Source organism: Clavibacter sp. AC415, from assembly GCF_979252985.1.
In genome coordinates this window covers 24,187-49,397 of sequence record NZ_CEEDAR010000006.1, presented here as the reverse complement: position 1 = coordinate 49,397, position 25,211 = coordinate 24,187, and the positions used below count along the sequence as shown (strand labels likewise).

Sequence of the window (25,211 nt, the reverse complement as noted above, 5' to 3'; positions counted from 1 at the left end):
CGAGAGGACACCCCATGGCCATCAACCCCATCGAGCTCCAGAAGCACCTCAGCGGCCTCGACTACCCGGCGTCGAAGGACGACATCGTGAAGAAGGCGGAGGACTCGGGCGCCGACTCCGACACGCTCGACGCCCTCAAGTCGATCGAGGACAAGGAGTACGACGCCCCCACGGCGATCAACTCCGCCGTCTCCGACGCGAGCTGATCCGCTCGCACCGCCCGCGCTCGCGGCCCCCGTCCTCCGCGTGAGGACGGGGGCCGCGGTGCGTGCGGGGCCGATGCGGCAGCGTGTTCATCCGTGAGAGGCCCGTCCTCAGCCGGCCGCAGCGCCGCGTCAGTCGCGGGAGCGCCCGTCGTGCGGCAGCTCGTCCTCGATCGCGGCCAGCGCGTCGGCCAGGCAGCCGAACCAGTCGCAGAGCCCCAGCACCGGCTGCATGCGCATGAGCTCCACCCGCTCGCCCTGCACCTGGAGGTAGCCGAGCAGCCTCCGCGCGTCGTCCTCGTGCAGGCGCGCGTCGCACACCCGCCATTCCGTCTCGGTGAGCGCGATGACCTCGAGGCGCTCGTCGGCCTGCTGCATGGTGCCTCTCTTCCCGGGCGTCTCCGCCATCCCCTCGACGGTAGGAGGGGAACGGGGCGGCGCCGACGGGGTTGACAGCTCCCGGGGACGGATGGAGGCGGCAGGCGGCCAGGAGGGGGAGGCGCTTCGTCAGGAGCGCGAGGCGGTGGGGAAGGCGCACGCTCGGACAGGGCCGCAGGCCCCCGGCACGCCGCACCGCCCGGCCCTCCATGGGAGGTCCGGGCGGTGCGGTCTCGATGTGCGGGACTACTGGCCGAGCTTCTGGTCGGCGACGTCGCCGACCTTCTCCGCGGCGCCGTCGGCCTTGCCGCCGGTCGCGGTGCTGGCGGCGTCCTGGCCCTTGTCGATGGCCCCGTCCGTCGCCTGCTCGCCCTTGTCGCTGTCGATGAGCCCCTTGGCCTTGTCGGCGAGATCTGCCATGTCGTCCTCCTCCTCGTCTGCGGAAGCGCCCCGGTCGGGGCGCACCTCCACCCTGCTCCGATCCGGCGCGGGCGACATCCCCCGTCGCGGATGCGAGGCTGGATCCATGGACCCGATCGACCCCCGCCGCCTCGCCGGCGTGCTCGCCGACCCCGAGCTGCGGGCCGCCTACGCGCGCGTCGTGCTCGGATCCGGCCTCGACGACGCCCTGGCGCACCTCTCGCCGGCCCGCCGGAGGAAGGCGCGCGCCTCGCTCGTGGGATCCGGGCTCGTCGCGCTGGACGCCGGCGGCCGGGCATCCGCACCCGACGCGGTCTTCCGCGCGATCCTCGCCCAGCAGCCCGCGACCCCGCCCGCCCAGGGCGTCGAGCGCTTCCTCCGCGACGGCCGCATCGCGGCATGGCCGGCCGGCCCCGCCGACCTCGACGCGCTGCTCCGCCACGTCGTGGAGGGGGTGATGGATCCCGGCGAGGTCGTCGACGAGCGGACCCTCACGGGGCGGCTGCGTCCGCGTGACCGACGACCACGCGCTGCTCCGCCGCCACCTCGTGGACGCCGGGCTCCTGCTGCGGACGCGCTCGGGCTCCGAGTACGCGCGCGCCGAGGTGGACGACCCGGCGGTCGAGCGCGACGCCGACGCGACCGCATCTGCAGCCGCAGCCGCAGCCGCAGCCGACTAGCGGATCAGCCCGCCGCGCCGCCCGCGTACCGCACGCACACCGCCGACACGTCGTCGCCCATGGCGCCGCGGGCCGTGGCCGCCGCCGCGGCGTCCGCGATGCGGCCCACGGTCTCGGCCGCGTCCGACGCGGAGCGCACCAGGTCGACGAGCGGCCCCACCGAGTCGAGCGACCCGTCGAAGAGGTCGAGGGCGCCGTCGGTGAAGGTGATCAGGCGGTCGCCGGGCGCGAGGCGTCCGCTGCCCGTCGCCCACTCCGCGTCGGGCACGACGCCGAGCGGCAGGCCGAGTGCGGGCACGGTCTCGTGCGTCCCGTCCGCGCGCAGCACCACCGTGAGCCCGTGGCCGCCGTCCGCGTAGGAGAAGGCGCCGGTGGATCCGTCGATGCGGCAGTGCAGGAACGTCGCGAACGTCTCGGTGACGTCGAGGTCCCCCTGCAGCTGCCCCTGGACGGCGAGCACGGTCGCCTCCGCGTCGGGCCCGCGGTGCGCCTGGAACGCCGAGCGCACGGCGGAGGCGAGGATCGCGGCGCCCGCGCCCTTGCCCATGACATCCGCGATGGTGACGTGCAGCCCGTCGGCGTCCTCGCCCCAGGAGTAGAAGTCGCCGCCCACGCCGCGGGCGGGCAGGCTGACGCCCGCGAGGTCGTAGTCCGGCCAGAGCGGCCGGTCGACGGGGAGCAGGCGCCGCTGGACCTCGCCGGCCAGCTCGTCGTCCTGGCTGTCGCGGAGCTCCCGCTCCACCCATGCGCCCATCTCGTCGAGGAGCCGCTCCTCTGCCGGTGCGAGCTCGCGCGGGACGGTGTCGACGAGGCACAGCGTGCCGACCGTCTGCCCGCCGGAGCGCAGCGGACGCCCGGCGTAGAAGCGGATGTGGCGGGGCCCGGTGACGGTCGTGCGGTACGAGAACCGCGGGTCGGCGGTCGCGTCGGGCACCACCATGATCTCGGACGCCCGGATGGTCACGTCGCAGAACGACTGGGTCCGGTCGGACACGAGCGAGACACCCGCAGGCTGCGGCGACTTGGTGAACTGCTCCCGCTCGCCGAGCAGGTTGATCTCGGCCACGGGCACGTGGAACAGCTCGCGCGCGATGCGGGTGACGCGGTCGAAGCGCTCCTCCGCGGTGGATCCCACGAGCCGCAGGTCGCTCACGGCCCGCAGCCGGGCCAGCTCGTCGGTCGCCGCCTCGGCGGTCGAGCGGCCGGCCGGATCGGATCCGCCTGCCCGCGCGACGGGTTCCTGCATGGCCATGTCGTACCCCCTGCGTGTCGTCGGGCGCCGCCGCGCGGACCGGTGACCCGCCCCGCGCACGATCCCCCTGGATCGCCGCGCCCGGTGCCGAGTGTACGTGCGCGTCCTGCGCGCGACCCGGGGGCCGGGGCGGCCGTCAGACCTCGCGGCGGAGCACCACCACGGTCACGTCGTCCGGGTTGGCCTGCCCGGCGGCCAGCAGGGTGATCCGGCGCACGAGGTCGTCCGCCGAGGTCGACGCGCGCGCGAGCTCCGCGACCCGGTCGACCGCGCGGAGCGTGCCGTCGTACAGGTCGAGCACCCCGTCGCTGAAGGTCACGATGAGGTCGCCCGGGGCCATCGCGATCTCGTGCGTGGTCCAGCCGGCCGCACCCGGCACCCCGACGGGCAGGTCGGTCGACTCGAGGCGCTCGTGCGTGCCGTCGGCGCGCACGAGCGCGGAGAGCCCGTGGCCCGCGTCCGCGTAGAGGACGGTGTCGTCGGCGGCCCGCACCCGCGCGTGGAAGACCGTCGCGAACGACGCGGCCTCGCTGAGCTCCGCGGTGAAGCAGTCCGCGGTGCGCTCGATGGCGGCGACCGGGTCCGGCACGTTCTTCGCGCTGCGGACGACGGCGCGCGCGGTGGCCGCGATGATCCCCGCGCCGACGCCCTTCCCCATCACGTCGCCGAGGGTGAACGCGAGGCCCTCCGGCACCGGGTACCAGTCGAAGAAGTCGCCGCCCACGGCCTTCGACGGCAGGCACGCGCCCGCGACCTGGTAGCCGGGCAGCGGCACGGTGGTCTTCGGGAGGAGCGCCTGCTGCACGACGGAGGCCCGGGTCAGCTCGTCCTCGCTCACGCGCTCGCGCGCGCGGGACGCCTCGAGGCTCGACCGCGTGCGCCGGGACAGCTCGTTGACGACGAGCGCCGCCACCCCGAAGGCCAGGGCGCTGAACAGCCCGCGCCACAGCTCGTTGGCGTTCTGCCCGTCGAGGCCCAGGAGGAGCGGCAGGCCCAGGGTCACGTAGACGGCGACGAAGGCCACGATCACGTTCCAGCGACCCGGGTCGAGGCTGAACCACACCACGGGGAGGATCACGAGGGACGTGAAGACGGAGGTGTTCTCGCCGGTCGCGATGCGCAGCATGCCGACCGCGAGGAAGTCCAGCAGGGGCACCAGGACCGTGAGGCGCCCGAGGGACGGGCGCACGGACACGGCGACCGCGACGGCCGTGGCGACCCCGAGGATCCCGCAGGCGATCAGGAGCGAGCGCGGCGCCGTGACGGCGAGGGACGGCACCACCAGGCTCGCGACCACGGCCAGGACGAAGAGCACCAGAAGGGGCAGCTGCTTGAGCAGCGGCGTCGGCCCGGCCGGGCCCGCCGTGCCGGTGCGGGCCACGGGCTCCGGGACCCAGGTGGCGCGCGCAAGCCACGGCGGCAGGGCGGGCAGGGCGATGGCGGCGAGCCGGCCGGGCACCTCGGGCCGGAGCGGGCGCGGCAGGCGGGGCAGGCGGATGCGCCCGGGATTCCGGGCGTGCGTGCTCATCAGGGCGCCTCGGGCTCGCTCCGGGTCCTGCGCACGCTCCACACGTTCTCCTCGCCGACCCTCTCGTAGGTCAGCTCGTCGCAGAGCAGCTGCACCATCGCGAGGCCGCGGCCGGACTCCGCGTCCACGCCCGGCATCTCCCGCGGGGCGAGGCGGAAGTCGCCGGGCTCGGACCCGTCGCGCAGCCGCGCGCTCATGGTGCCGCCGTCGACGGTGACGCTCACGACGCACGTGACGCCCTGGCCGCCGCCGGCGTGCTCGATGACGTTGGAGGCGAGCTCCACGAGCGCCGTCTCGAAGGCCATGCGGTCGAGCTCGCCCACGTCGGGCCGCTCGTCCCAGAGGCCGGCGACGAGCTCGTGGACCGCGTCGACGTCGTCCGGCGGGGACTGCAGGGTGAGGGAGCGGGTGGTCTCAGTCACGGTAGGCCGCCTCGACGGTGGGCGTGGAGACGAGCACGCGGTCGAGGTTGGAGAGCTGCAGCACCATGCGCACCTGCGCGCCGGGTGCCGCGATGCGGAGGTCGCCGCCGGCGTCGCGCGCGGCGCGGAGGCCGGCGATGAGGGCGCCGAGGCCGGAGGAGTCGATGAACTCCACGGCCGCGAGGTCCACGACGATGCGCGGCGGGGCGGGCTCCAGCGCGTCGTGGATCGCCTGCCGCAGGTCGGGGGCCGCGGCCATGTTCAGCATCCCCGTGGCCGTGACGACGGTGACGTCGTCCTCGCGTCGTGCGGTGGCGGTCGTGAGCGCCATGGGTCCCCCTCGGGTGGTCCGCCGGTGTCGTCATCCCCCGATGCCGCCGTCGGACGGTGCCGGTCCCGTGCGGTCCCCCGCGCGGATCCCGAGCGTCCGTCGCGCTCATCATCTCATCCGACGAACGAGGAAATACGATGGGATGGAGGGCCGTCGCCTGTCCGCGCGACGCATCCGGCTGGAGACGGGACCGTCGCCGGGTCAGGATGCGACCGACCCCCACACGAGCACGGCCGGACCGGCCGCACGAGGAGACACCGTGTCGACCGCACCCGAGCACGTCCCGACCGAGCGGCGCATCACCCGCCAGGGGATCGAGACCTCCGTGGCCCTGGCCTGGAACGCGGAGGGCGCCCTCCGCGGGCTCCCGCCGCTCGCCTGGCGGCTCGGCGGCCCGTGGGAGGGCGTGCACTTCTCCGGCGACGCCGACGCGTACGCGCCCGAGGTGCGGCGCGAGGTCGTCGAGGCGTGGATCGCGGGGCTCGGCCTCGCGGACGCCATCGACCCCACCGACGGCCCGCTCGCACGCCGCGGGGACGACATGGTCTGGACGGGCGCGCTCGACGACGTCGTGTTCGAGCTGCGCTACCCGGCGAGCGCCGCGGATCCCACGGGCGCCGACGACTAGCCGCGGGCGTCGGGAGTGCCGTCCGGCACGGCGTCCTGCGCGGCGTCCGGCGCGGCCTCCCGCCACCCGCCGTCGTGGTCGCGCTCCAGCCCGATGAGCTGCCCGTTCGCCCACACCAGCGAGCGCGTGAGCGCCGGCGAGCGCCCGAGGGCCGTGAGGTAGAGGACGCGCAGCAGGTAGCCGTGGGCGACCACGAGGGTGGTGCGCGGATCCGCCGCGACGTCGTCGAGCACGGCCCGCGCGCGCACCGCCGCGGACGCCCACGTCTCGCCCCCGGGAGCCGCCGGCTCGCCGTCCTCGCCCGTGAGCCAGGCCGCGAAGGCCGCCCCGTGCACGGGCCCGCGGAGCTCGTCGCGCGTGATCCCCTCGAAGCCGCCGAAGTCGAGCTCCACCAGCTCGGCCCGCGCCTCGGGGACGACGCCCGGCGCCACGCCCTGCTCCTGGAGGATGCGCGCCGTGCTGCGGGCGCGGACGAGCGTGCTGGTGAGGATCCGCTCCACGCCCTCCCCGCGCAGCCGGGCCGCGAGGGGCGCCAGCTGGTCCGCGGCGTCGTCGCCGACGTCGACGTCGGTGCGCGAGTTGTAGCGGTACTCCCGGTTCCACGGCGTCTGCGCGTGGCGGGTGAGGAGCAGGCGCGCGGGCGCGGGGGTCGGCATGCGTCCATCCAACCGGAGCGGCGGGGACGCCGGCGCCCGGGGCTGCCTGCGGATCTTGCCCGCTCCTGAGCGCCTCCGCCGCCGCCCGGCCGCGTGCCGCCGGCCCGGACTAGCGTCGGAGGGGTCCGCGGGCGACCGCCCGGCTGCCGGACGCGCCGGGAGCACGGAGCCGCGATCGCCACTCGAGACCGCCGTCGGACCGGCCACGGGAGCCCCGCGATCCGCGCCGCCTTCGCCGCCGCGGGGGCCGCGTACCTCGTGAGCTGCGGCATCGGGACCGCCGCGGCTGCGCGGATCCTCCCGCCGCGGCCCGAGCTCCGCCTCCACCACCGGGCCTACGTGCTCACGTGCGCGCTCACCGCCGTCGCGCTCGCCGCGCCGCTCTGGGCGGGCCCGTCCGCGCGCCCCGCCGCGCGCCGCTGCGCCGCGGCGCTCGCGCCCGCCCTGCTCACCCTCGCCGCGCTGCCCCGCGCGGGCACCCGCACCCGGCGCCATCCCGCCCTCGCCCTGACCGCCGCTCCCTGGTTCGCCGCGAGCACCCTCACCGCCTGGAGTTGACCCATGGAGTTCCTCGACGTCCTGCGCGCCCGGAAGACCACCAACGGCGCCTTCCTGCCCGACCCCGTGAGCGAGGAGCACCAGCGGCTCCTGATGGAGGTCGCCGGCCGCGCGCCCTCGCAGCTCAACAGCCAGCCATGGCGGTTCGTGCTCATCGAGGAGCGGGACACCATCGAGCGCATCGCCGACATCAGCGGCGCGAGCATGACGGAGACGATGTCGAACGGCACCTTCTTCGAGCGCTACAAGCACTACTTCCGCTTCTCGCAGGAGGAGATGGACCGCCGCCGCGACGGCATGCTCTTCGACCGGCTGCCCGTGCCGCTGCGCCCCTTCACGCGGCAGGCGTTCACCCGCCGGGGCCAGCTGCTGATGAACTCGCACCAGGTCCCGCGCACGCTCGGACGCGAGAACCGGCGCCTCGTCGCGGGCAGCCCCCTCCTCATCGGCGTGATGCTCGACCGAGCCGAGGAGCGCCCCGAGTCCCTCGCGTCGTTCTACTCCGTCTTCTCGATGGGCGCGGCCATGGAGAACGTGTGGCTGACCACGGGCGAGATCGGGATGGGGATCCAGTTCGTGTCGTTCCCGATGGAGATCCGGGAGCAGTGGTCGCGCGTCCAGGAGCTGCTCCGCGTGCCGCCGGAGCTGCAGCTCATGGCCGTGTACCGGCTCGGCTACCTGCCGCCGGAGGCCCGCCGCCCCGCGATCGACTGGTCCAGCCGCGAGCGCAAGCTGCCGTCGCAGTACGTGTTCCGCGGCACCTGCGACACCCCGCAGCAGGGGTGGGACGAGCCCGCCGCGGGGTGACCGGCGGTCCGTCGCGACCCGTCCATCGCCCTAGGGTCGGAGCATGAGCAGCGGCGCCTGGGTGCGCATCCCGTCCCCGACCGCGCGGCACCGGTGGCTGCTCACCGCGGCATCGCTCGCGCTCGTGTCGCTCTTCGCCTGGACTCCCGTCGGCGGCCTGGCGCGCATCGTGGACGAGGCGGTCGGCCCGTCCCCGCTCATCCGGGTCGGCCTCCCCCTCCTCCTCGCTGTCGTCGTGGTGGGCATCGCCTACCTCGTCGTCCTCGAGCGCACCCAGCCGCCCGCCGTCGACGCCGCGCGCGGCCTCCTCCGCATCGGCCGGCGGGAGTGGGGCTTCGCCGAGGTCACCGGCGCCCGGATCGAGCTCGCCGGATGGGACGGCGACGACACGCTCGTGCTGCGTCTCACGACGACCGGCGGGGAGAGCTGCAGCGTCGTCGTCTCCACGCGCACGGGCGAGCGCATCGACGCCCCGCAGCGGGACGCCCTCCTCGCCCTCGTCGACGGATCCCGCATCGCCCCGCCCCGCTCGAAGGACGACCCGCACGGGCGGTTCGCCCATGTGGAGTTCCCCGGGCACCTGACGCGCGAGGACACCGCGGCGCTCATCGACGGCAGCGGCACCGCGGAGGCCTCGGCGGCCGCCGGGCAGCGCGGGCTCGGCACGGGCGCCCGGAACGTCCGCCCCACGGGCACGGCCGCCCGCGATCGCGTCTCCGTCCGGGGGCAGTACGTCCTCGCCGGGCTCGCCACCGCGATGGGCCTGGGCGCGTCGGTCATCGCCGTGCAGGATCCGACCGCGCTCTTCGGGCGGGTGGGCGTCCCGGTGCTCGGGGTCGCGCTCGTCATGCTCCCCTGCGGCATCGTCACGTTCCTCGTGACCCGCCGCGACGCCCGCCGTGCTGCCGACCAGCGCGCGGCCTCCGCAGCCGCGGCAGTCGCGGGAGCCGAGGACGACGCGCCCACCCGCCCTGCGGACGGGAGCTGACGCGTGGCCGACGACGGGTGGGTGCGGATCCCGCCGCCCACCTACCGGCAGCGGCTCGTCATCGGCACGATCTGGATCTTCGTGGCCTCGTACGTCGGCTGGCGTCCGTCCGCCTGGCTGGGCGCGCGGCTCGAGGAGCGCATCGGCGGCGGCTGGCTCACGGTCGCGTCCGTCACCGTGCTCGGCGTCCTCGCCCTCTGCGCGCTCGTCCTCCTCGTCATCACCCGCGTGACGCCCGGGCTCGACGTCGACGCGGACCGCGGCGTCCTCCGTCTCCGCGGGCAGGAGCGTCCCTTCGCCGACCTGGTCGGCGCGCGCGTCGAGCAGCCGCAGGAGCCGCCGGAGTCGCGGTACGACCGCCCGCGCAAGCGTCCGCGCCGGGATCCCCTCGTGCTCCGCCTCGACCTCGCCGGCGGGGGCCGCTTCTGCGTCGTCCCGGCGATCGGGCCGACCACGACGATCACGCCCGAACGGGCAGCTGCCCTCATCGCGGCGGTGCGCGGATCCCGGATCACGGCGCCCACCGCCTCCTACGACCCCGACGGCCGCTTCACGCACCTGAACTTCCCCGGCAGCCTCGACATCGACGGCGTCGTCCTCCTCCTCGAGGACCCGCAGCGGGCCCGCGCCCTGCCGCGCTGACGGCTCGCGCATCCCGGCCCCGGCGGGCGCCCACCCGAGTCGAAGGCGCACCCTTGCCCCGCGCCGCCCCGGACGCGTACGGTCGTCGGGTACCCCGTCGCGACCCGACGCCTCCGGTGCGGCCGACACACCGGCCGGTCGGTCCGGCCGCGGACACGGGGGCCCACCGCATGGAAGTCGGGACGTTGCGCCTCATCCCCGGTACTGCGCCGCACGCGCAGCAGCTGCTCACGCACTGACGACCCCTCGCGCCCGCCCACCGTCGCGGGCCGCGCCGTCCGCCTCCGCGGACCGGTGGTCGTCGTGCACCCGCATCGACCATCGGGGAGGGCCCATGCCCACCGCACCATCCATCACGCTCGACCACTGCTCGTTCTCCTGGCCCGACGGCGACGTCGTGCTCGACTCCGCCACCGCCGCGTTCGGCCGCGGCACGACCGGGCTCGTCGGCCGCAACGGCGCCGGGAAGTCCACGCTCGTGCGGCTCGTCGTCGGCGACCTCGTGCCCGCGTCCGGATCCGTCGCCACGAGCGGCCCGGTCGACCACCTGCCGCAGCGCCTCCGCACGGGACCCGACGACACCGTCGCCGACCTGCTCGGGGTGCGCGCCCGCATCCGGGCGCTCCGCGCGATCCTCGACGGCGATCCCGACCCCGCCCACTTCGCGGCGCTCGGCGACGAGTGGGACGTGGAGTCGCGCGCGGCCGCCGCGCTCCAGGACGTCGGCCTGGCCGAGGACGACCTCGACCGGCCCGTCGCGACGCTCTCCGGCGGCCAGGCCGTGCTCGTCGCCATCAGCGGGGTGCGCCTGCGCGGGCGTCCCGTCGCGATCCTCGACGAGCCGACCAACAGCCTCGACGGCCGGGCGCGCGGCATCCTGCTCGACCTGGTCGACGGCTGGCGCGGCGCGCTCGTGGTCGTCAGCCACGATCGGGAGCTGCTGGAGCACGTGGACGAGGTCGCCGAGCTCCGCGACGGCCGGATCACCGTCACCGGCGGCACCTACCGGGCGCACGAGGAGCGCGTGGCCGGCGAGCGGGCCGTCGCCGAACGGCGGATCCGGGCGGCCGAGCAGGCGCACCGGGCCGAGCGACGGCAGCGGATCGAGGCGGAGACCTCCATCGCCCGCCGCGCGAAGGCCGGGGCGCGGGCCGGCGAGTCGATGCCGCGCATCGTCGCGAACCAGCGGCGGCAGCACGCGGAGGCGACCGCCGGACGGCTGCGGCGCGCGCACGCGGACGCGGAGCGACAGGCCGCGGACGCGGTCGCGGATGCCGAGGTGCATCTGCGGCAGGACGCGCCCCTGCGGCTCGACCTGCCGGATCCGGCGCTGCCCGCCTCGCGGCGCCTCGCCGAGATCACGGTCCGCGGCCGCACGCGCGTGGTGCAGGGCCCGGAGCGCATCGCCGTCACCGGCGCGAACGGCGTCGGGAAGTCGTCCCTGCTGGCGCTGCTGGTCGGCTCGCCCGACGCGCGCCCGCATCCGCTGCCCGGCACGGGCGCCCGCGCCCTCACGGATCGGGTCGGCTACCTGCCGCAGGGTCGCGACGGCCTCGACGCCGCCCTCTCCGTGCTCGAGAACGTGCGGCGGGACGCGCCCGACGTGCCTCCCCGCGAGCTCCGGAACCGCCTGGCGCGCTTCCAGATCCGGGGCGCCGCCGTCGACCGGACCGCGGCGACGCTGTCCGGCGGAGAGCGGTTCCGCGTGGCCCTCGCGGGACTGCTGCTGGCGGATCCGCCGCCGCAGCTCCTCGTGCTCGACGAGCCGACCAACGACCTCGACATGGCGGGCGCCGACCGCCTCGTCGAGGCGCTGCGGGCCTACCGGGGCGCGCTCGTGATCGTCAGCCACGACTCCGCGCTGCTCGATCGGCTCGACCTCGACGACCGGATCGAGCTCGCGTGAGCGGCGGCGGCGGCACCGCCGGCGCCGTGCGCTCAGACCCGCAGCGAGAAGGCCGCGAGCCCCTGCTCCCCGTGCGCCGCGAATCCGAGCGCGCGGTAGAAGGGGTGCGAGCGGTGGCCGTCCTCGGTGCCGCCGGCGTCGGTGGTGAGCACGAGGAGGACGCCCGCGGCCGCCCGGTCGCGCACGTGCTCGACGAGCGCGCGGCCGATGCCACCGCGCTGGGATCCGGGGTGCACGAGGAGGTCCTGGAGGTAGCAGATCGACACCCCGTCGCCCACCGTGCGCACGAGCCCGACGAGGCGTCCGTCGTCGTCGCGCGCGGTGGCGACCAGGTCGGATCCGGCGAGCGCCCGCTCGAGCCGCTCCGGGTCGCGCGTGTAGACGCTCCACCCGACGGCCCCGTAGAGGTCGAGCAGCTCGTCGCGTGCGGGGAGCTCCTCGGCGATGCGGACCATCCCGCCATCATGCCCGCGCCGGTGCCCGGCCCGGGCAGCCGGCCCGGGACACCCCGCCCGGTCGTCGAGGAGGAGCGGAGGTAGGGTCGGCAGGAGGAGCGGTGCCGCTCCGATCCCCAGTCGACGAGGACCACCATGACGACGACGAGCCGCCCTCCGCGCAGCAGCACCGCCGACCGGCCTCCCCGTCCCCGCCGCTCCCGCATGGCCCGCCGCGAGGCCATCGCGGGCTACCTCTTCATCAGCCCGTGGATCGTCGGCTTCCTCGTCTTCACGCTCGGCGCGATGATCTACAGCCTCGTGGTCTCGTTCAGCGACTACAACCTCGCCACCGACGTGGCCACGCCGGTCGGCACCGAGAACTACGAGCGGCTCTTCACGGACCCGCGCGTGGCGCTCTCCCTCGGCAACACGCTCTTCTACGCGATCCTCGCGGTGCCGTTCGAGGTGTGCCTCGCGCTCCTGCTCGCGATCCTCCTGGCCCGCCTCGGCCGCGGCGCGGGCCTGTTCCGCACGCTCTACTACCTGCCCAAGATGACCCCCACGGTCGCGACCGCCAGCGTCTTCCTCCTGCTCCTCAACGGCAACACGGGCGCCGTGAACCAGGGGCTCGAGGCCATCGGCATCGACGGCCCGCAGTGGCTCATCGACCCCGACTGGGTGAAGCCGTCCATCGTGCTCATGACGCTCTGGGGCGTCAGCGGCACCATGGTGATCTTCCTCGCGGCCCTCAAGGACGTGCCGCGCGAGCTCTACGAGGTCTCCGCGCTCGACGGCGCCGGTCCGGTCCGGCAGTTCTTCTCCATCACCGTGCCGATGATCTCCGGCGCGATCTTCTTCAACGTCGTCGTGCTCACCATCGCGGCCCTGCAGGTGTTCGACCAGGCGTACCTGCTGTTCTGGCGCGACCAGACGAACGCCTCCCCCGACTCGTCGCTCTTCTACGGCGTGTACCTGTTCCAGCAGGCGTTCCGCTCGTTCGACTTCGGGTTCGCGGCCGCGATGGCGTGGCTGCTGTTCGTGATCGTGCTCGTCATCACGCTCGTGCAGGTGAAGCTGAGCAACCGGTTCGTCTACTACGAGGGGGATCGCTGATGGCCGTCACCGACCGCACGCCGACCCAGCCCGCGTCCGACGAGCCCGCTCCGCCCGCGGCCGCCACGGGGGATCCGCGCCTCGCCGCCGCCCTCACCCCGATGCCGTCCCGCGACGTCCGGCCGACCCGCCGCGACCCCGACCGCGGGCGGCGCGTGCGCTCCCGGATCGCCCGCACCCTCATCGCCGCGGTGCTCGTGGGCTTCGCGCTGCTGTTCCTGTACCCGTTCGCCTGGCTGCTCGCCGCGAGCCTCAAGCCGCGCGGCGAGGTGTTCGACAACGCGCTCTGGCCGCGCACCTTCACGCCGCAGAACTACGTCGAGGTGCGGGAGCAGCTGCCGCTGCTCGGCTGGATGGGGAACAGCCTCGCGATCGCCCTCATCGCCGCCGCCCTGGTCTCGCTGTCGAGCGCGCTCGTGGCGTTCGGGTTCGCGTACTTCCGGTTCCCGGGGCGGAAGCTGCTCTTCGGCCTGGTGCTCGCCACGATGATGCTGCCCGGCGCGGTGACGATGGTGCCGCAGTTCCTCATCTGGAAGAACCTCGGGCTCATCGGCACGTGGATCCCGCTGTTCGGCATGAACCTGTTCGGCTCGGCGTTCTACATCTTCCTGCAGCGCCAGTTCTTCCTCGGCCTGCCGAAGGAGCTGTTCGAGGCGGCCCGGCTCGACGGGGCGAGCTACTTCGGGATGTTCCGGCGGATCGCGCTGCCGCTGTCGATCCCGTCGTTCGTCATCATCTTCATCTTCGAGTTCCAGGCCAGCTGGAACAACCTGCAGGCGTCGCTCATCTACCTCAACGCCGGCAGCGTCGAGGGCTTCACCGTGCCGCTCGGCCTCTCGTACGCGATGACGGCGTTCAGCCCGACGAACGGCGGCCAGGGCGACTACCAGCTGGTGATGGTCGCGGCGCTGCTCGTGACCCTGCCGATGCTGCTGCTGTTCGCGTTCGGGCAGCGGTACTTCGTGGAGGGCATCGCGACGCAGGGCCGCAAGGGCTGACGCCCGGCCGTGCCGCGCCTCGGCCGAGGCGCGGCGCGGGTCAGTGGCCGGTGTCGACGAGCTTCAGGCCGATCACGCAGCCGACGAGGCCGAGCAGCAGCAGGATCTTGACGACGCTCGCGGGCTCGGCGCCGGTCACGATCGCGTACGTCACGGTCAGCGACGCGCCGATGCCCACCCACACGGCGTAGGCGGTGCCCGTGCTGATCTCCCGCATGGCGTAGGCGAGGCCCACCATGCTGAGCACGACGGTCACGGCGAACACGATCGTCGGCCCGAGCTTCGTGAGGCCGGCGGACTTCCCGAGGGCGGTGGCCCAGACGGCCTCCAGCACCCCGGACACGATGAGGACGATCCACGACATGGCTGTTCCCTACGGCCAGTCTTGTCGCGTTCCGGGTACTGATCCGTCGTCCGGGAGCGCGGTCGGGCGCCCGGTCACAGCGTAGCCGGGCGCCCTGATCACGCCATGTGCACGTCAGCGCCGGATCAGCGGGCCGCCTGCTCGTAGGCCCGCATGGCCGCGGTCTGCGCGTCGCCGAGCGCCTCCTCGGGCGTCTTGTCGCCGAGGAGGGTGGAGGCGACGGCGTTCTGCAGCTCGCTCTGGATCTGCTGGCCGGCCGGGGACCCGCCGATGGAGCGCCCCTCCGCCACCACGTCATAGAACGTGCCGATGGCCTGGTCGATGCCGTCGTCGCCGCTCGGCACCACGTGGGCCTCGCGGACCGCCTGGTCGGCGGCCGGCGACCCGGTGAACAGGCCCGTGTTGATGCCGCCGTTCTCCGTGACGGTCGCGGCGCGCACGTCGCCCGCGGCCTCCCACGCCTCCTGGCTCGTGAGGTCGAGCATCCAGGCGCACGCGGCGTCCTTGTTCGCCGGCGCCCGCCGGGATCACGAACGCGGATCCCCCGGCGACCGAGAACGGCTCGCCGTCCTGGTCGCGGAACGGCACCGCGGAGATGTCGATGTCGTCGCGGTACGGCGCCACGACGTTGAGGTACCACTGGGCGTCGACCTGCGCCCCGACCTGGTCCTTCACGAACTGGTTGCCGTCGCCGAAGGTGTCGAAGGCGTCGGTGAAGCTCTTCCCCTTCGCGTAGCCGCCCTGCGCGTCGGACAGCTCCTTCAGGAACTCGAGGCCGGGCAGGTTGGACGGGTCGTCGAGGGTGGGCTGGCCGTCGTCGTCGACGAGCTGGCCGCCGAAGCCGAGCATCCAGAGGGCCGCCTGGCTGGTGGGCACGGCGTCGAGGCCGAGCACCGCGGGGTCGCCGCCGGACTCCTGGTACACCTTCCCGACCGCGTCGAGCAGCTGGTCGGGCTTCGAGGTGTCGAACTGGTCGGCCGTGACGCCGGCCGCGGAGAGCACGCGCTCGTTGAGGATGATCGCCGGCGGCTGGAAGAACTGCGGCACCGCCCAGATCGCGTCGTCGTACCGGATGTCGTTCGTGACGGACTCGTAGAAGCGCTCCTCCGGGTCGACGTCGTTCACGGCGTAGCACTCGTCGAGCGGGAGGATCAGGTCCTGCGCCGCGTAGGTCGCCACGAACTGGCGGTCCATCTGCACGACGTCGGGGGTCTGGCCGCTGGCGACCCGGGTGGTGAACTTCTGCGCGTCGAAGGCGGTGGCGTCGAGGTCGATGGTGACGCCGTCGAGCGCCTCCGCCGCGTGCGCCATGCGCGCCTCGCCCACGTCGTCCGCGCCGTCGAACGCCCAGGCCTTCAGGGTGCCCGTGGCCTCCGTGGTGAAGGAGGCGTCGGCGGCGCCCGAGCCGCCGGATCCGCATCCCGCCAGCAGCGTGGCCGTGACCGCCGCCGCGATGACCGCGAGCGTCCGGTGTGTCCTGGTCATGTGGTTCCCTCCGAGAGCACGGCGGGCGTCATCGCCCCCGGTCTCGAACGTACGCCGCTTCTCCTCCGGCGATCCGGGCGGCGGATCCGCGGCTCAGCTCGCGGAGCTGTACCACTTGGAGACCAGGTGGTCGGCCTCCACGCGGCGGATGGTGCCCGAGTGCGAGCGGAGCACGATGCTCGAGGTGCGGATCATGCCGCGGTGGCGGGTGACGCCCGCGACGAGCGCGCCGTCGGTGACGCCCGTGGCGACGAAGTACGCGTTGTCGCCGGTGACGAGGTCGTCCTGGTCGAGGATCCGGTCGAGGTCGTGGCCGGCGTCGACCGCGCGCTGCCGCTCCGCGTCGTCCTTTGGCGCGAGGCGCGACAGGAGCACGCCGCCGAGGGCCTTGATGGCGCAGGCCGTGATGATGCCCTCGGGGGTGCCGCCGATGCCGACGCACATGTCGATGCGCGAGTCGGGGCGAGCCGCGTTGATGCCGCCGGCCACGTCGCCGTCGAGCAGGAGGCGGGTCGAGGCGCCCGCCGCGCGGATCTGCGCGATGAGGTCCGCGTGCCGCGGCCGGTCGAGGACGGCGACCTGCATGTCCTCCACCGCGAGGCCCTTCGCGTCGGCGAGCGCGCGGATGTTCTCGCCGATGGGGCGGTCGAGGTCGACGACGCCGCGGCCCTCGGGGCCGGTGACGAGCTTGTCCATGTAGAAGACCGCGGACGGGTCGAACATGCTGCCGCGGTCGCTCACCGCGATGACGGAGAGGGCGTTCATGCGGCCGGCGGCGGTGAGGCTCGTGCCGTCGATGGGATCCACCGCGATGTCGCACGCGGGGCCGAAGCCGTTGCCGACGTGCTCGCCGTTGAAGAGCATGGGCGCCTCGTCCTTCTCGCCCTCGCCGATGACGACGAGGCCGTCGAACGCGACGGTGCCGAGGAACTTGCGCATGGCGTCGACCGCGGCGCCGTCGGCGGCGTTCTTGTCGCCCTTGCCGATGAAGGGGGCGGAGCGGATGGCCGCGGCCTCGGTGGCCCGCACGAGCTCCATCCCGAGGTTGCGGTCCGGGTTCGAGTAGTTCTCCTCGGTCATGGTGGGGTTCCTCCCGGTAGAGACGTGCGCGGGCGGCTCCGTCGACTCCGCAGGTGCGTCAGACCGATCCTACGGCGGGGGTCCGGGCCTTCCCGCGGTCGCCGGCGATGTACCGGATCATCACGTTGAGCGTCGCGACGAACGGCACCGCGAACAGGGCGCCGGCCACGCCGCCGACGTAGGAGCCCGCCGCGACCGCGAGCACCACCGCGAGCGGGTGGACGTGGACGGCCCCGCCCATGACGAGAGGCTGCAGCACATGCGACTCGAGCAGGTGCACGCCGATGACGGCGGCCAGCATGATGACGGCCTGCAACGGCCCCACGAACACCAGCGCGATGACGACGGCGAACGCGCCCGACACGATGGCGCCCACCACCGGGATGAACGAGGCGAGGAACACGACCACGGCGATGGGGACGGCGAGGGGCAGGCCGAGGAGCCACGCGGCGAGGCCGATGCCGACCGCGTTGCCGGCCGCGACGAAGATCTGCACGCGCGTGAAGGCGGAGAGCGTGCCCCATCCGGCGCGGCCGGCGCCGTCGATGGCGGGACGCGCCCGCCGCGGGAACACGCCGACCACGAAGCGCCAGATGCCCCGACCGTCGACCAGCACGATGACGATGGTGAAGAAGGCGAGGAGCGCGCCCGTGACGAGGTGGCCGACCCCGAGCCCGGCGTCGAGCGCCCCCGTGAGCACGGCCTCGCGGCTGCTCTCGAGCGCCTTCCCGGCGGAGGCGACGAGCGCGTCGTAGTCGGACGGCACCACGTTGAACGGCGGCTGCGCGAGGAGGTCGCGGGCCGCGTCGAACCGGTCCATCGCCTCCCGCTGCAGGGTGGGGATGCCCGTGCGGACCTCGGTGACGAGCAGCAGGACCAGCGCCGAGATGACGACCGCGGTGCCGAGGAGCGTCGACGTGATGGCGACCCAGGCAGGCCACCTGCGCCGCCGGAGCCCGGCCACGAGCGGCTCGAGCAGCGCGCAGACGAGGAGGCCGACGAGGAACGGGATGACCACCTCCTTGACGGCGAGGAGGAGCCAGACGGCCGCGGCGATCGCGATGCCGATGACGAGCAGGCGCCACGACCACTCGGCCGCGAGCAGGACGCCCGGGGTGACGCCCCGGGCGGGCGCCTCGGGCGGGGGCTCGACGGGGTGGGACATGGCGGTGCTCCGATCTCGGTGCGCGGGAGGAGGATCCCCGCGGGAGGAGGAGAGCCGGCGCCCATCATGGCGGGACGCGGCGGCCGACGGCCGGCGGTGTTCCGGATGCGCGAGCACGAGCATCCTCCGCGGGGCTGTGCGGGAGGCGAGGGCGCACGCGGGGATCCGAGCGGGGCGGGCTTCGGGCGGCGCACCGACGACGAAGGGCCCCGGTCTCCCGGGGCCCTTCGCGCGGACCGGGGCTCCGCGCGAGGCGCGGTGCCGGATCCTGCTGGCGGTGGCGGTGGGATTTGAACCCACGGTGGAGTCTCCCCCACACACGCTTTCGAGGCGTGCTCCTTAGGCCGCTCGGACACGCCACCGGGATCGAGTGTAGTACAGGGCCGGGGCGGGGTCGCACGGGGCCGCGAGGGGGCGTCGCGGCGTCGGCCGCGCGGATCCCGCGCACCTCGACCGCCGCCGGCACGGGTCGGGGAGGGCCGGGCACCGCGGCGCGGGAGCGGGCATGCTCGGAGGGACCCGACCCCGACCCCGAGGAGTACCGTGCCCGACACCCGCGACCCCGCGCTCACCTGGCTCCTGTTCGACATCGGCGGCGTGCTGATCACGCGGCCCGACGACATCGGCGCGCTCACCCGGGCGCTGGATCCAACGGGCGTCACGGGCGAGGACGCAGAGGCGCGCGTCCGCGCGGCCTTCGACGCGCACCGGCAGGAGTACGACCGGGGTGGGAGCGCCCGGGCGTTCTGGGCAGCCGTCGCCGCCGACGTGGACGCCGCCGACCCCGACCCGGACCGGCTCGCCGAGCTCGTCGCCATCGAGCAGCGCCGCTGGGGCTCGCCGGACGACGCGACGCTCACCGGCCTCGACCGCGCCATCGCCGCGGGCTACCGGCTCGCCGTGCTGTCCAACGCCCCGCACGAGCTCGCCGACGTGCTGGAGGATCCCGACGGCTGGGGATCCCGCTTCGAGCACGTCATGACGAGCGCGCGCATCGGCATGGCCAAGCCCGACCCCGCCGTCTGGCCGCTCGCGGTGGCGCGACTCGGGAGCACGGCCGAGCGGATCCTCTTCGTCGACGACAAGCCCGCGAACGTGGACGCCGCCCGGGCGGCGGGCATCCGCGCGCACGTGTGGGAGGGGCTCGGGACGCTGGACGCGATCCTGGCCGGCGCGCGCGGCTGACCGCGTCGCGGCTGGTGCCGCCCGGCGGCGCCCAGCGTCACACGGCCATCGACGATCCCCGCGGCGACCTCGGGCATCGGCGCGCTCGCGCGTCGTGCGTGGTCGCGGATCAGCCGGAACGCCTCGTCCATGTCGACGCCGTGCGTGTGCGCGATGACGCCCTTCGCCTGCTCGATGAGCACCCGGCTGTCGAGCGCGTGCCGGAGCTGGTCGCGCACGATCGTGCTGTCGCGGATCGTGCGCTCCTGCAGGACGCTGATGGTCGCCACGTCGGCGAGCGCCTGCGCGGCCGTCGCGTCGGCGTCGTTGAGCATGCCCTCGTGCTCGCGGAACAGGTTGAGGGACCCGATGACCTGCCCGCGGAGGCGCAGCGGGATCGCGTGGACCGACAGGTACCCGGCGCCCGCGGCCAGCGCCGCGAAGGCGGGCCAGCGGTCCCGCATCCCGCGCACGTCCTCGACCGACACCACGCGGCCGGTGGTCACGGCCTCGACGCACGGCCCCTCACCGACCTCGAGCTGCATGAGGCCGACGAGCCGGCTCCGCTCGCTCGTGGAGGCGACCACCTCGAGGTGCTGGTCGTCGGGGCCGATGATGATGCCGGACGCGCTGGCGTCGAACAGGAGCGTGGCCTGGTCGACGAGGGTCTGGAGCAGGTCGAGCACGTCGAAGTCGCTCACGAGCGAGTCGGCGAGGTGGACGAAGGTGTGGACGAGCAGCTCTTCCCGGGTCTCCGGCATCGGCGTGGTTCCTCTGGGTCGTTCGGACGGTCGGTCGGTCGTGGTCCGCGTCAGCGGTCCGGGCTGAAGTCGAGCACGCGGCCCACGACGTCCTCGGCGACGTCGCGGACGCTCCGCCCGGTGGCGAAGGCGTGGCCGCGGAGGACGAGGAGGGCGTCGTCCGGGGGGATGCCCATCTGCGCCACCACCATGCCCGTGGCCTGGTGCACCTCGCGGCGCGAGAACCGGCCCTCCCAGGCGTCCGACTCCTCCTGGGGCAGGTCGGCGGACAGGAGCGCACGGCGCAGCACCTGACGGGCCACGATGCGCGAGAGCGAGGTCGCGTCGGTGACCTCCTGGTCGGAGATGTCCAGGGCGGTGCGGGAGTAGAGGTCGACCGCGCCGAGGCTGAGGCCGGCGACCACGAGCGGGAACGCGAAGACGGCACCGAGGCCGTTCGCGAGCATCGCGTGCCCGGCGAGCGGCCAGGAGGTGTCGGAGGGGTTCCGCATGTCGGGCTCGAGCACCGGGCGCCGGGATCCCGCGGCCACCCAGCAGGGGCCCTCGCCGAGGTCGAGCTGGATCTCGTCGAGACGCGCCGCGTGGTCGTCGGACGCGCACAGGGTCTCGTTGCCGAGCGGATCCCCGAGGGTCGAGACGGCGGCACCGCTCACGCCGATCGCCGCGACGATCGGGCCGCACAGGTCGCTGTCGGATGCGGTCGCGCGCTCGAGGGCCAGCGCGGCGCCCGCGTAGAGGCCGCGGTCAGCCACGGTGCTCCTCACGACGGGGGCTCGTGCGCATGTCGTCTCCTCGGCCCGTGCGGTGCGCGTCGCGCTGGCGGCCAGACGGATGGCGGGCGCCTCGCCACCGTATCGCCGGGGCGCGGCGGACCACGAGGCCGCGGGCGTCACCGCGCGCGTGGAAGGCTGGTCGCGCGCACGCCGACCGGCGGCCGGTGACGGAGGACTCGGATGGACATCGGCGGATCCCTCGGCCAGATCACCCTCACGGTCGCGCTCCTCATGCTGCTGGCCGCGCTCGCCGCCGGCTGGATCGACGCTGTCGTCGGCGGCGGAGGGCTGCTGCAGCTGCCGGCGCTGCTGCTCGTGCCGGGGATCACGCCGGTGGAGGCGCTCGCGACCAACAAGCTCGCGTCCCTGTTCGGCACGACGACGAGCGCGGTCACCTGGTACCGGCGGACGCACCCGGACCTCCGCACGGCCCTGCCCATGGCCGCGGTCGCGCTGGTCGGTGCGTACGGCGGCGCGAGCCTCGCGGCGCTCCTGCCCGCGTCGGTGTTCAAGCCGCTCGTGGTGGTCGCGCTCATCATCGTGGCCGTCGTGACCATCGCCCGCCCGCGGCTCGGTGATGTGGCCGCGCTCCGCCACACGGGCCGGAGGCACCACGGGATCGCGGCGCTGCTCGGCGTCGTGATCGGCTTCTACGACGGGCTCATCGGCCCCGGCACGGGCACCTTCCTGATCATCGCGCTCATCACCGCGCTGGGCTACGACTTCGTGCTCGCGAGCGCCAAGGCGAAGATCGTGAACGTCGCGACGAACCTCGGCGCCCTCGCGTTCTTCATCCCGCAGGGGCACGTGCTCTGGGCGCTCGCGCTCGGCATGGGCGTCGCCAACATGCTGGGCGGCTACGCGGGATCCCGCATGGCCGTCGCCCGCGGCAGCCGCTTCATCCGCATCGCGTTCATCGTGGTGGTGGCGGTGCTGATCGTGAAGGTCGGGTCGGACGTGGTCGCGGAGTGGGGCGCTTGATCGGTCGATCACATCCGCGGACGTGATCGATCGATCAACACCTCGCCGGCCCTGGTGTCGCGATCCGACCGCTGGCAGGCTCCACACATGCCCATCGTCCCGACCGACCGCGGTCCCGCCCTCGTCCCCGTCGGCCGCCGCGGCCCGCTGACGGACGAGGACCACCGGGCGCTGGCGCTGTGGGCGGTCGCGTGCGTGGAGCACGTGCTGCCGCTGTTCAAGGCCGAGCGGCCGGGCGATCCGATCCTCCGCGAGGCGCTCGACGTCGCCCGTGGCTGGGTGCCTAGCGAGGTGCCGATGAAGCAGTCGCATCAGCAGTCGTTCCGCGCGAGCGCGGCCGGGAAGGAGCTGCCGGATCCGGCGCGATCGGCCGCGCTCACGACCGGACAGGCGGTGGAGGTCGCCCACGTCGCCGTGCACGACCTCGGTGCTGCCGCCTACGCGATACGCGCGGCCACCGCCGCCGCGACACCGTCCGAGAGGGACGCCGCCCGCGACGCCGAGCGCGTCTGGCCGCGCGAGCGGATCCCCGTGCACCTCCGCGACGGCGTCCTCGCCGATCAGCGCAGCCGCGGCGCGTCCCGCCGGGGCGCGTTCGTCCACCTCGCCTGACTGTGTCGTAAGGGGCAACCTCTCTGCCTCGACCCCGGGCTTGCGCATTTCGATCTACATCCTATTGGCGCGCTTCACCCTCCAAGAGGGAGACCCGTCCAACACATGCGCCGAGTCCGACATAGAAACACCAATGCGATCGATGTAACGATCATGAATCATGTCGGTATTATCCAGAACTTCACCTAGTGACACGTCCCATGCTTCGGCTAGCAAACGGAGCGCAACCCCCCGAGCGTCCGCTTGAACAAAGTAATACCACTCCTGAGGAGATCGCGCCGACGGAGATACCCACGACTGGGGCCGATACGTGGCATCTTGAAGGGCAGTGCCTAAGAGTGACCAGTTAGCTGACGATCCATCATTGCCCAATAGAAATACAACATTATCGTCTAGTTCTATCTGCAAATGCTCCTCACTGTGCCAAAACTCTGCCTGCCCATCAGCACCCGGACGAATGTCAAGGAAAAAGTCGTCAACGGCCAGAACTTCGTCACGATCGCTGAACCAAGAGCGAAGCTCCTGCGCATTTAAACCGCCATCTGCAGTCCATGCAACATAAATATCTGCCGTCGACGCACCAATGCGGCAAAGAATACTGACGACGCCATCAATTCCGGAGTACCTGTTCTCACGATGCTCTTGGTTGACGTACTCTGACCATAAAATCGCCTGCCGGGAGCCCCACTCCGCCCAAGCGGCAGAATCGACTAGCGGCTCAGCGCGGAACCTGTCCGCCGTCGCCACCTGAGAAGACATGACCCCTACAATGCCTGGAATACTAGTCGATGCGTTTAGGCCACCGACTGTACACGCACTTTTCAACGTATACATCTCCCCATCTGACCCCTGAGCAGCCGGGCTCACATCAAGCGCAACCCTCGCCAAAACGTCACCAGAATTGGAAGTTATCGCACGCATGTGTTGCCCGACATCGGCGAGAGTTATGTCCGCATGACTGTACATTTCTTCCGAAAGTGGAGAAAGCCGACGAAGAAGCGTTTCTCCGTCAATTACAGTCCAGTCAGACGCCGAAACGGCCCTTTCTACATTTCCATCATAGCTCTCGACGTCTAGATCAGCATCAAGCGTCGGAGCCAGGTACGCGCACAACTGCTTAAGGGACATAAAGCCCCCGTGGCCGTTGCTGAGAAGACCCTCCGCAGAGTTCGGGTCGGTGAGCAATTTAACTCGTACCGATGTTCCGCCTATATGGCGAACTTCTGCCGTCGTAGCCGTTCTGTAAATTGGCCGACTTAATACCCCGTTTGTAAAATCAAGGACCTTGGTGTCGGCAGAAGCTTCCTCAAATCGCCTCGATATAACTCGGACGGAATTGCCAAGCATGAATACGGAGTAGAAGCCGATTCCGAAGCGCCCAACAGGTTGATACCCGCTAGCAGCCAGACCCACCGACTCCGATCGCATCAAGTCTGACCCCCAGTAGCTAGTACCAAAGTCCAGCAAGGTCCCAGTTAGGACATCTCGCGACATGCCGATTCCAGAGTCGTGCACCGAAAGCCAGTGATCTCCCCCGTCGTCTTTCTCCAATCGAACTAAAACGGGTGGAACCGGAGTGCTGAGCATGGCCGCGAGGGCACAGGATGCATCCCTGGCATTTTGAATAAGCTCACGCAGTGCAATCTGTTCGTTGTCACCGTAAAGACTAGTGCCGCCAAGTTTTCGAACAAGCTCTGGTACATTCGATACGACCACTCGTGCATCTATCGGCTCCCATCCGGTGGTAGGAATGAGTTGAGCTAACCGCGTGGGATCCTCTACTCCCTTCACGCTTCGAGCTGCAAACCTCGACCGCCGCTTGTCTATCAGCAGCGCATCTACGGACGCGAGTTCCCGGTCGACCATTTGCAACGTCTCGTAGCAGAGCCACCAGGCGGCCGCGTCGGCAATGTCGAAAGGTCGCGGGGATGTAAACAGAATGCGATCACCTACTACCATCGGCCGCTGCAAATAACCCTGGAAGACCCAGTGCAGATCCGAGTATCCAGTTGGGCCACGGAGGGCGCGCAAAAATCCCGGTGCCCGTCTCTCATCAAGATGCGCGGCGTCAGCTACACGTAGCAGGCATGCGAGTTTAAGGGCATCGACCGTCCACTCATCGGGGCAGTCGACGGGCGCGCCAATACTGTCGCCGCCAAAGCGACGAGACACCTCCACAAGAGGCCAGCCGTGACTCGCGGCGATTTCTCCGATAAGCGCCCCGTACCTTTGCCGCAGCTCGGTATCCTCAAGTAACCTGTACTCTTCGCCGCTTGCCCGCGATGTCCAAGTAATGTTGGTTATATTGTGACCCTGTGAGGCATGCAGTTCTCTCAAAAGAGTTTCCGCGGCGAGATTAACAGCGTCATCCGTAGGATCTGCTAAGTCGGCAGCCGTGGGCCTCCGGCCGTGAACTGTTGTAATCGCCACGAACAATGCATCTGGCCAGCGAGGGCTTTCTTTAAGCCCGGCCAACCCACCGTCCCAAGCGGCAAGTCCCATTCCCAAGTCGTGGACCATAAACGCACCACCCAAGACAAATGCCTCAGTAGGCGTCAGGGTAACTGACCTTCCGCCAACCAAATCGGCCATCTCCCACAAGGCGTCGAGATGGGTAATGTCGTGAACGGTGAATGCGGGCAGGTCTTGCGGAATCTCGGACGCGACCAACGCGGCGCGTTCGCGCAGCTTATGGTACGCGCTCTCAAGGCGACTCCTCGGGCCGGAATGCGCGTCATCTGGACGACTGGCGAGGCTTTGGTTCCAAAGAGCTGTCTCTGAATATCCAATTGGCACGTGTGACTCCTAGCGTGGCTGTATATTTCTGATACTAGCCTCGGTTAGCCTTCGGTGACCGAGATCGAGTGATTAGCAAGCGA

At 72.3% G+C, this 25,211-nt stretch carries 28 protein-coding genes, 1 tRNA gene, 1 pseudogene and 1 riboswitch; of the genes and pseudogenes, 13 read left to right on the top strand and 17 right to left on the bottom strand.

Translation table 11 applies throughout. From position 1 onward, the window contains the following. Positions 1 to 14: 14 nt before the first annotated feature. Entirely contained in the window at positions 15 to 206 is a 192-nt protein-coding gene (locus ACZ411_RS02120) for a DUF2795 domain-containing protein (protein ID WP_094116660.1), read from the top strand. A 129-nt stretch (positions 207 to 335) separates the two neighbouring features. Here ACZ411_RS02120 and ACZ411_RS02115 read toward each other — a convergent pair whose 3' ends face one another. Both ACZ411_RS02115 and ACZ411_RS02110 read right to left on the bottom strand, forming a co-directional pair. After that, positions 336 to 581, bottom strand: coding sequence for a hypothetical protein (locus tag ACZ411_RS02115; RefSeq protein ID WP_464168188.1), 246 nt, complete (start codon positions 579 to 581; stop codon positions 336 to 338). A gap of 246 nt (positions 582 to 827) precedes the next feature. Beyond that, positions 828 to 1,001, bottom strand: coding sequence for an antitoxin (locus tag ACZ411_RS02110; RefSeq protein ID WP_464168186.1), 174 nt, complete (start codon positions 999 to 1,001; stop codon positions 828 to 830). 512 nt (positions 1,002 to 1,513) lie between these two features. Here ACZ411_RS02110 and ACZ411_RS02105 point away from each other — a divergent pair. Further along, positions 1,514 to 1,681 (top strand): DUF2087 domain-containing protein, encoded by a 168-nt coding sequence (locus tag ACZ411_RS02105; RefSeq protein WP_464168184.1) that lies wholly within the window; start codon positions 1,514 to 1,516, stop codon positions 1,679 to 1,681. A gap of 4 nt (positions 1,682 to 1,685) precedes the next feature. Here the strand turns inward: ACZ411_RS02105 and ACZ411_RS02100 are convergent, their stop codons facing one another. The 4 genes from ACZ411_RS02100 to ACZ411_RS02085 form a co-directional block, all read right to left on the bottom strand. Then, positions 1,686 to 2,927, bottom strand: coding sequence for a PP2C family protein-serine/threonine phosphatase (locus ACZ411_RS02100; protein ID WP_258071811.1), 1,242 nt, complete (start codon positions 2,925 to 2,927; stop codon positions 1,686 to 1,688). A gap of 142 nt (positions 2,928 to 3,069) precedes the next feature. After that, entirely contained in the window at positions 3,070 to 4,461 is a 1,392-nt protein-coding gene (locus ACZ411_RS02095; RefSeq protein ID WP_464168180.1) for a PP2C family protein-serine/threonine phosphatase, read from the bottom strand. Continuing rightward, positions 4,461 to 4,883: an ATP-binding protein gene (locus tag ACZ411_RS02090; RefSeq protein ID WP_094116664.1), complete on the bottom strand. Its 423-nt coding sequence runs from the start codon at positions 4,881 to 4,883 to the stop codon at positions 4,461 to 4,463. Before ACZ411_RS02090 ends, ACZ411_RS02095 begins: the two co-directional genes overlap by 1 nt. Further along, on the bottom strand, positions 4,876 to 5,214 hold the full coding sequence (locus tag ACZ411_RS02085; protein ID WP_094116665.1) for an STAS domain-containing protein: 339 nt from the start codon (positions 5,212 to 5,214) through the stop codon (positions 4,876 to 4,878). The genes ACZ411_RS02090 and ACZ411_RS02085 overlap by 8 nt, the downstream gene beginning before the upstream one ends. A 259-nt stretch (positions 5,215 to 5,473) precedes the next feature. Between ACZ411_RS02085 and ACZ411_RS02080 the strand changes: the two genes are divergently transcribed. Beyond that, a complete protein-coding gene (locus ACZ411_RS02080; RefSeq protein WP_104290201.1) occupies positions 5,474 to 5,842 on the top strand; it encodes a hypothetical protein in 369 nt (122 codons plus the stop codon). Here ACZ411_RS02080 and ACZ411_RS02075 read toward each other — a convergent pair. Beyond that, positions 5,839 to 6,498 carry a histidine phosphatase family protein gene (locus ACZ411_RS02075; protein WP_464168177.1) on the bottom strand — a complete coding sequence of 220 codons (660 nt, stop codon included), beginning with the start codon at positions 6,496 to 6,498 and terminating at the stop codon, positions 5,839 to 5,841. The genes ACZ411_RS02080 and ACZ411_RS02075 overlap by 4 nt on opposite strands. A gap of 258 nt (positions 6,499 to 6,756) precedes the next feature. Here ACZ411_RS02075 and ACZ411_RS02070 point away from each other — a divergent pair, with 258 nt between their 5' ends. From ACZ411_RS02070 to ACZ411_RS02050, 5 genes are all read left to right on the top strand, one after another. Next, on the top strand, positions 6,757 to 7,056 hold the full coding sequence (locus tag ACZ411_RS02070) for a hypothetical protein (protein WP_464168175.1): 300 nt from the start codon (positions 6,757 to 6,759) through the stop codon (positions 7,054 to 7,056). Positions 7,057 to 7,059: 3 nt separating this feature from the next. Then, complete coding sequence (locus ACZ411_RS02065; protein ID WP_464168174.1) at positions 7,060 to 7,863, top strand: nitroreductase family protein; 804 nt, start codon at positions 7,060 to 7,062, stop codon at positions 7,861 to 7,863. A gap of 43 nt (positions 7,864 to 7,906) precedes the next feature. Continuing rightward, complete coding sequence (locus ACZ411_RS02060; RefSeq protein ID WP_464168172.1) at positions 7,907 to 8,851, top strand: hypothetical protein; 945 nt, start codon at positions 7,907 to 7,909, stop codon at positions 8,849 to 8,851. 3 nt (positions 8,852 to 8,854) lie between these two features. After that, entirely contained in the window at positions 8,855 to 9,493 is a 639-nt protein-coding gene (locus ACZ411_RS02055; protein ID WP_464168170.1) for a hypothetical protein, read from the top strand. Positions 9,494 to 9,827: 334 nt separating this feature from the next. Further along, a complete protein-coding gene (locus tag ACZ411_RS02050) occupies positions 9,828 to 11,399 on the top strand; it encodes an ABC-F family ATP-binding cassette domain-containing protein (protein WP_464168168.1) in 1,572 nt (523 codons plus the stop codon). 32 nt (positions 11,400 to 11,431) lie between these two features. On the opposite strand, the gene ACZ411_RS02045 is transcribed toward ACZ411_RS02050, so the two are convergent. Next, the gene (locus tag ACZ411_RS02045) at positions 11,432 to 11,854 is read right to left on the bottom strand and encodes a GNAT family N-acetyltransferase (RefSeq protein WP_464168166.1); all 423 of its coding nucleotides are present in this window, start codon (positions 11,852 to 11,854) and stop codon (positions 11,432 to 11,434) included. Between the two features lie 135 nt (positions 11,855 to 11,989). Between ACZ411_RS02045 and ACZ411_RS02040 the strand changes: the two genes are divergently transcribed. Then, on the top strand, positions 11,990 to 12,949 hold the full coding sequence (locus ACZ411_RS02040; RefSeq protein ID WP_464168164.1) for a carbohydrate ABC transporter permease: 960 nt from the start codon (positions 11,990 to 11,992) through the stop codon (positions 12,947 to 12,949). Then, complete coding sequence (locus tag ACZ411_RS02035; protein ID WP_464168162.1) at positions 12,949 to 13,947, top strand: carbohydrate ABC transporter permease; 999 nt, start codon at positions 12,949 to 12,951, stop codon at positions 13,945 to 13,947. Before ACZ411_RS02040 ends, ACZ411_RS02035 begins: the two co-directional genes overlap by 1 nt. A 40-nt stretch (positions 13,948 to 13,987) precedes the next feature. On the opposite strand, the gene ACZ411_RS02030 is transcribed toward ACZ411_RS02035, so the two are convergent. From ACZ411_RS02030 to ACZ411_RS02005, 6 genes are all read right to left on the bottom strand, one after another. Further along, positions 13,988 to 14,311 (bottom strand): DMT family transporter, encoded by a 324-nt coding sequence (locus ACZ411_RS02030; protein ID WP_094116675.1) that lies wholly within the window; start codon positions 14,309 to 14,311, stop codon positions 13,988 to 13,990. Positions 14,312 to 14,321: 10 nt separating this feature from the next. Then, positions 14,322 to 14,386, bottom strand: a riboswitch (guanidine-III (ykkC-III) riboswitch). A 50-nt stretch (positions 14,387 to 14,436) separates the two neighbouring features. After that, entirely contained in the window at positions 14,437 to 14,655 is a 219-nt protein-coding gene (locus ACZ411_RS02025) for a hypothetical protein (protein ID WP_464168160.1), read from the bottom strand. Further along, positions 14,606 to 15,796, bottom strand: a complete 1,191-nt coding sequence (locus ACZ411_RS02020; protein ID WP_464168158.1) for an ABC transporter substrate-binding protein — start codon at positions 15,794 to 15,796, stop codon at positions 14,606 to 14,608. Before ACZ411_RS02020 ends, ACZ411_RS02025 begins: the two co-directional genes overlap by 50 nt. Before the next feature lie 93 nt (positions 15,797 to 15,889). Continuing rightward, the gene (gene glpX / locus ACZ411_RS02015) at positions 15,890 to 16,876 is read right to left on the bottom strand and encodes a class II fructose-bisphosphatase (RefSeq protein ID WP_094116677.1); all 987 of its coding nucleotides are present in this window, start codon (positions 16,874 to 16,876) and stop codon (positions 15,890 to 15,892) included. A 58-nt stretch (positions 16,877 to 16,934) separates the two neighbouring features. Then, positions 16,935 to 18,041, bottom strand: a complete 1,107-nt coding sequence (locus ACZ411_RS02010; RefSeq protein ID WP_104343833.1) for an AI-2E family transporter — start codon at positions 18,039 to 18,041, stop codon at positions 16,935 to 16,937. 272 nt (positions 18,042 to 18,313) lie between these two features. After that, positions 18,314 to 18,403: transfer RNA gene (locus ACZ411_RS02005), tRNA-Ser, on the bottom strand. A 181-nt stretch (positions 18,404 to 18,584) separates the two neighbouring features. Between ACZ411_RS02005 and ACZ411_RS02000 the strand changes: the two genes are divergently transcribed. Next, positions 18,585 to 19,226, top strand: a complete 642-nt coding sequence (locus ACZ411_RS02000) for an HAD-IA family hydrolase (RefSeq protein ID WP_464168154.1) — start codon at positions 18,585 to 18,587, stop codon at positions 19,224 to 19,226. Between the two features lie 17 nt (positions 19,227 to 19,243). Here ACZ411_RS02000 and ACZ411_RS01995 read toward each other — a convergent pair. Both ACZ411_RS01995 and ACZ411_RS01990 read right to left on the bottom strand, forming a co-directional pair. After that, positions 19,244 to 19,966: pseudogene (locus ACZ411_RS01995) on the bottom strand (GAF and ANTAR domain-containing protein); the annotation flags it as partial. A gap of 50 nt (positions 19,967 to 20,016) precedes the next feature. Next, positions 20,017 to 20,718 (bottom strand): GAF and ANTAR domain-containing protein, encoded by a 702-nt coding sequence (locus ACZ411_RS01990; protein WP_464168152.1) that lies wholly within the window; start codon positions 20,716 to 20,718, stop codon positions 20,017 to 20,019. Between the two features lie 201 nt (positions 20,719 to 20,919). Here ACZ411_RS01990 and ACZ411_RS01985 point away from each other — a divergent pair, with 201 nt between their 5' ends. Together ACZ411_RS01985 and ACZ411_RS01980 are read left to right on the top strand one after the other, a co-directional pair. Beyond that, positions 20,920 to 21,720: a sulfite exporter TauE/SafE family protein gene (locus ACZ411_RS01985; RefSeq protein WP_464168150.1), complete on the top strand. Its 801-nt coding sequence runs from the start codon at positions 20,920 to 20,922 to the stop codon at positions 21,718 to 21,720. 87 nt (positions 21,721 to 21,807) lie between these two features. Beyond that, positions 21,808 to 22,332 (top strand): putative immunity protein, encoded by a 525-nt coding sequence (locus tag ACZ411_RS01980; RefSeq protein WP_464168148.1) that lies wholly within the window; start codon positions 21,808 to 21,810, stop codon positions 22,330 to 22,332. Positions 22,333 to 22,386: 54 nt separating this feature from the next. Here ACZ411_RS01980 and ACZ411_RS01975 read toward each other — a convergent pair whose 3' ends face one another. After that, a complete protein-coding gene (locus tag ACZ411_RS01975; RefSeq protein ID WP_464168146.1) occupies positions 22,387 to 25,128 on the bottom strand; it encodes an HD domain-containing protein in 2,742 nt (913 codons plus the stop codon). Positions 25,129 to 25,211 lie beyond the last annotated feature (83 nt).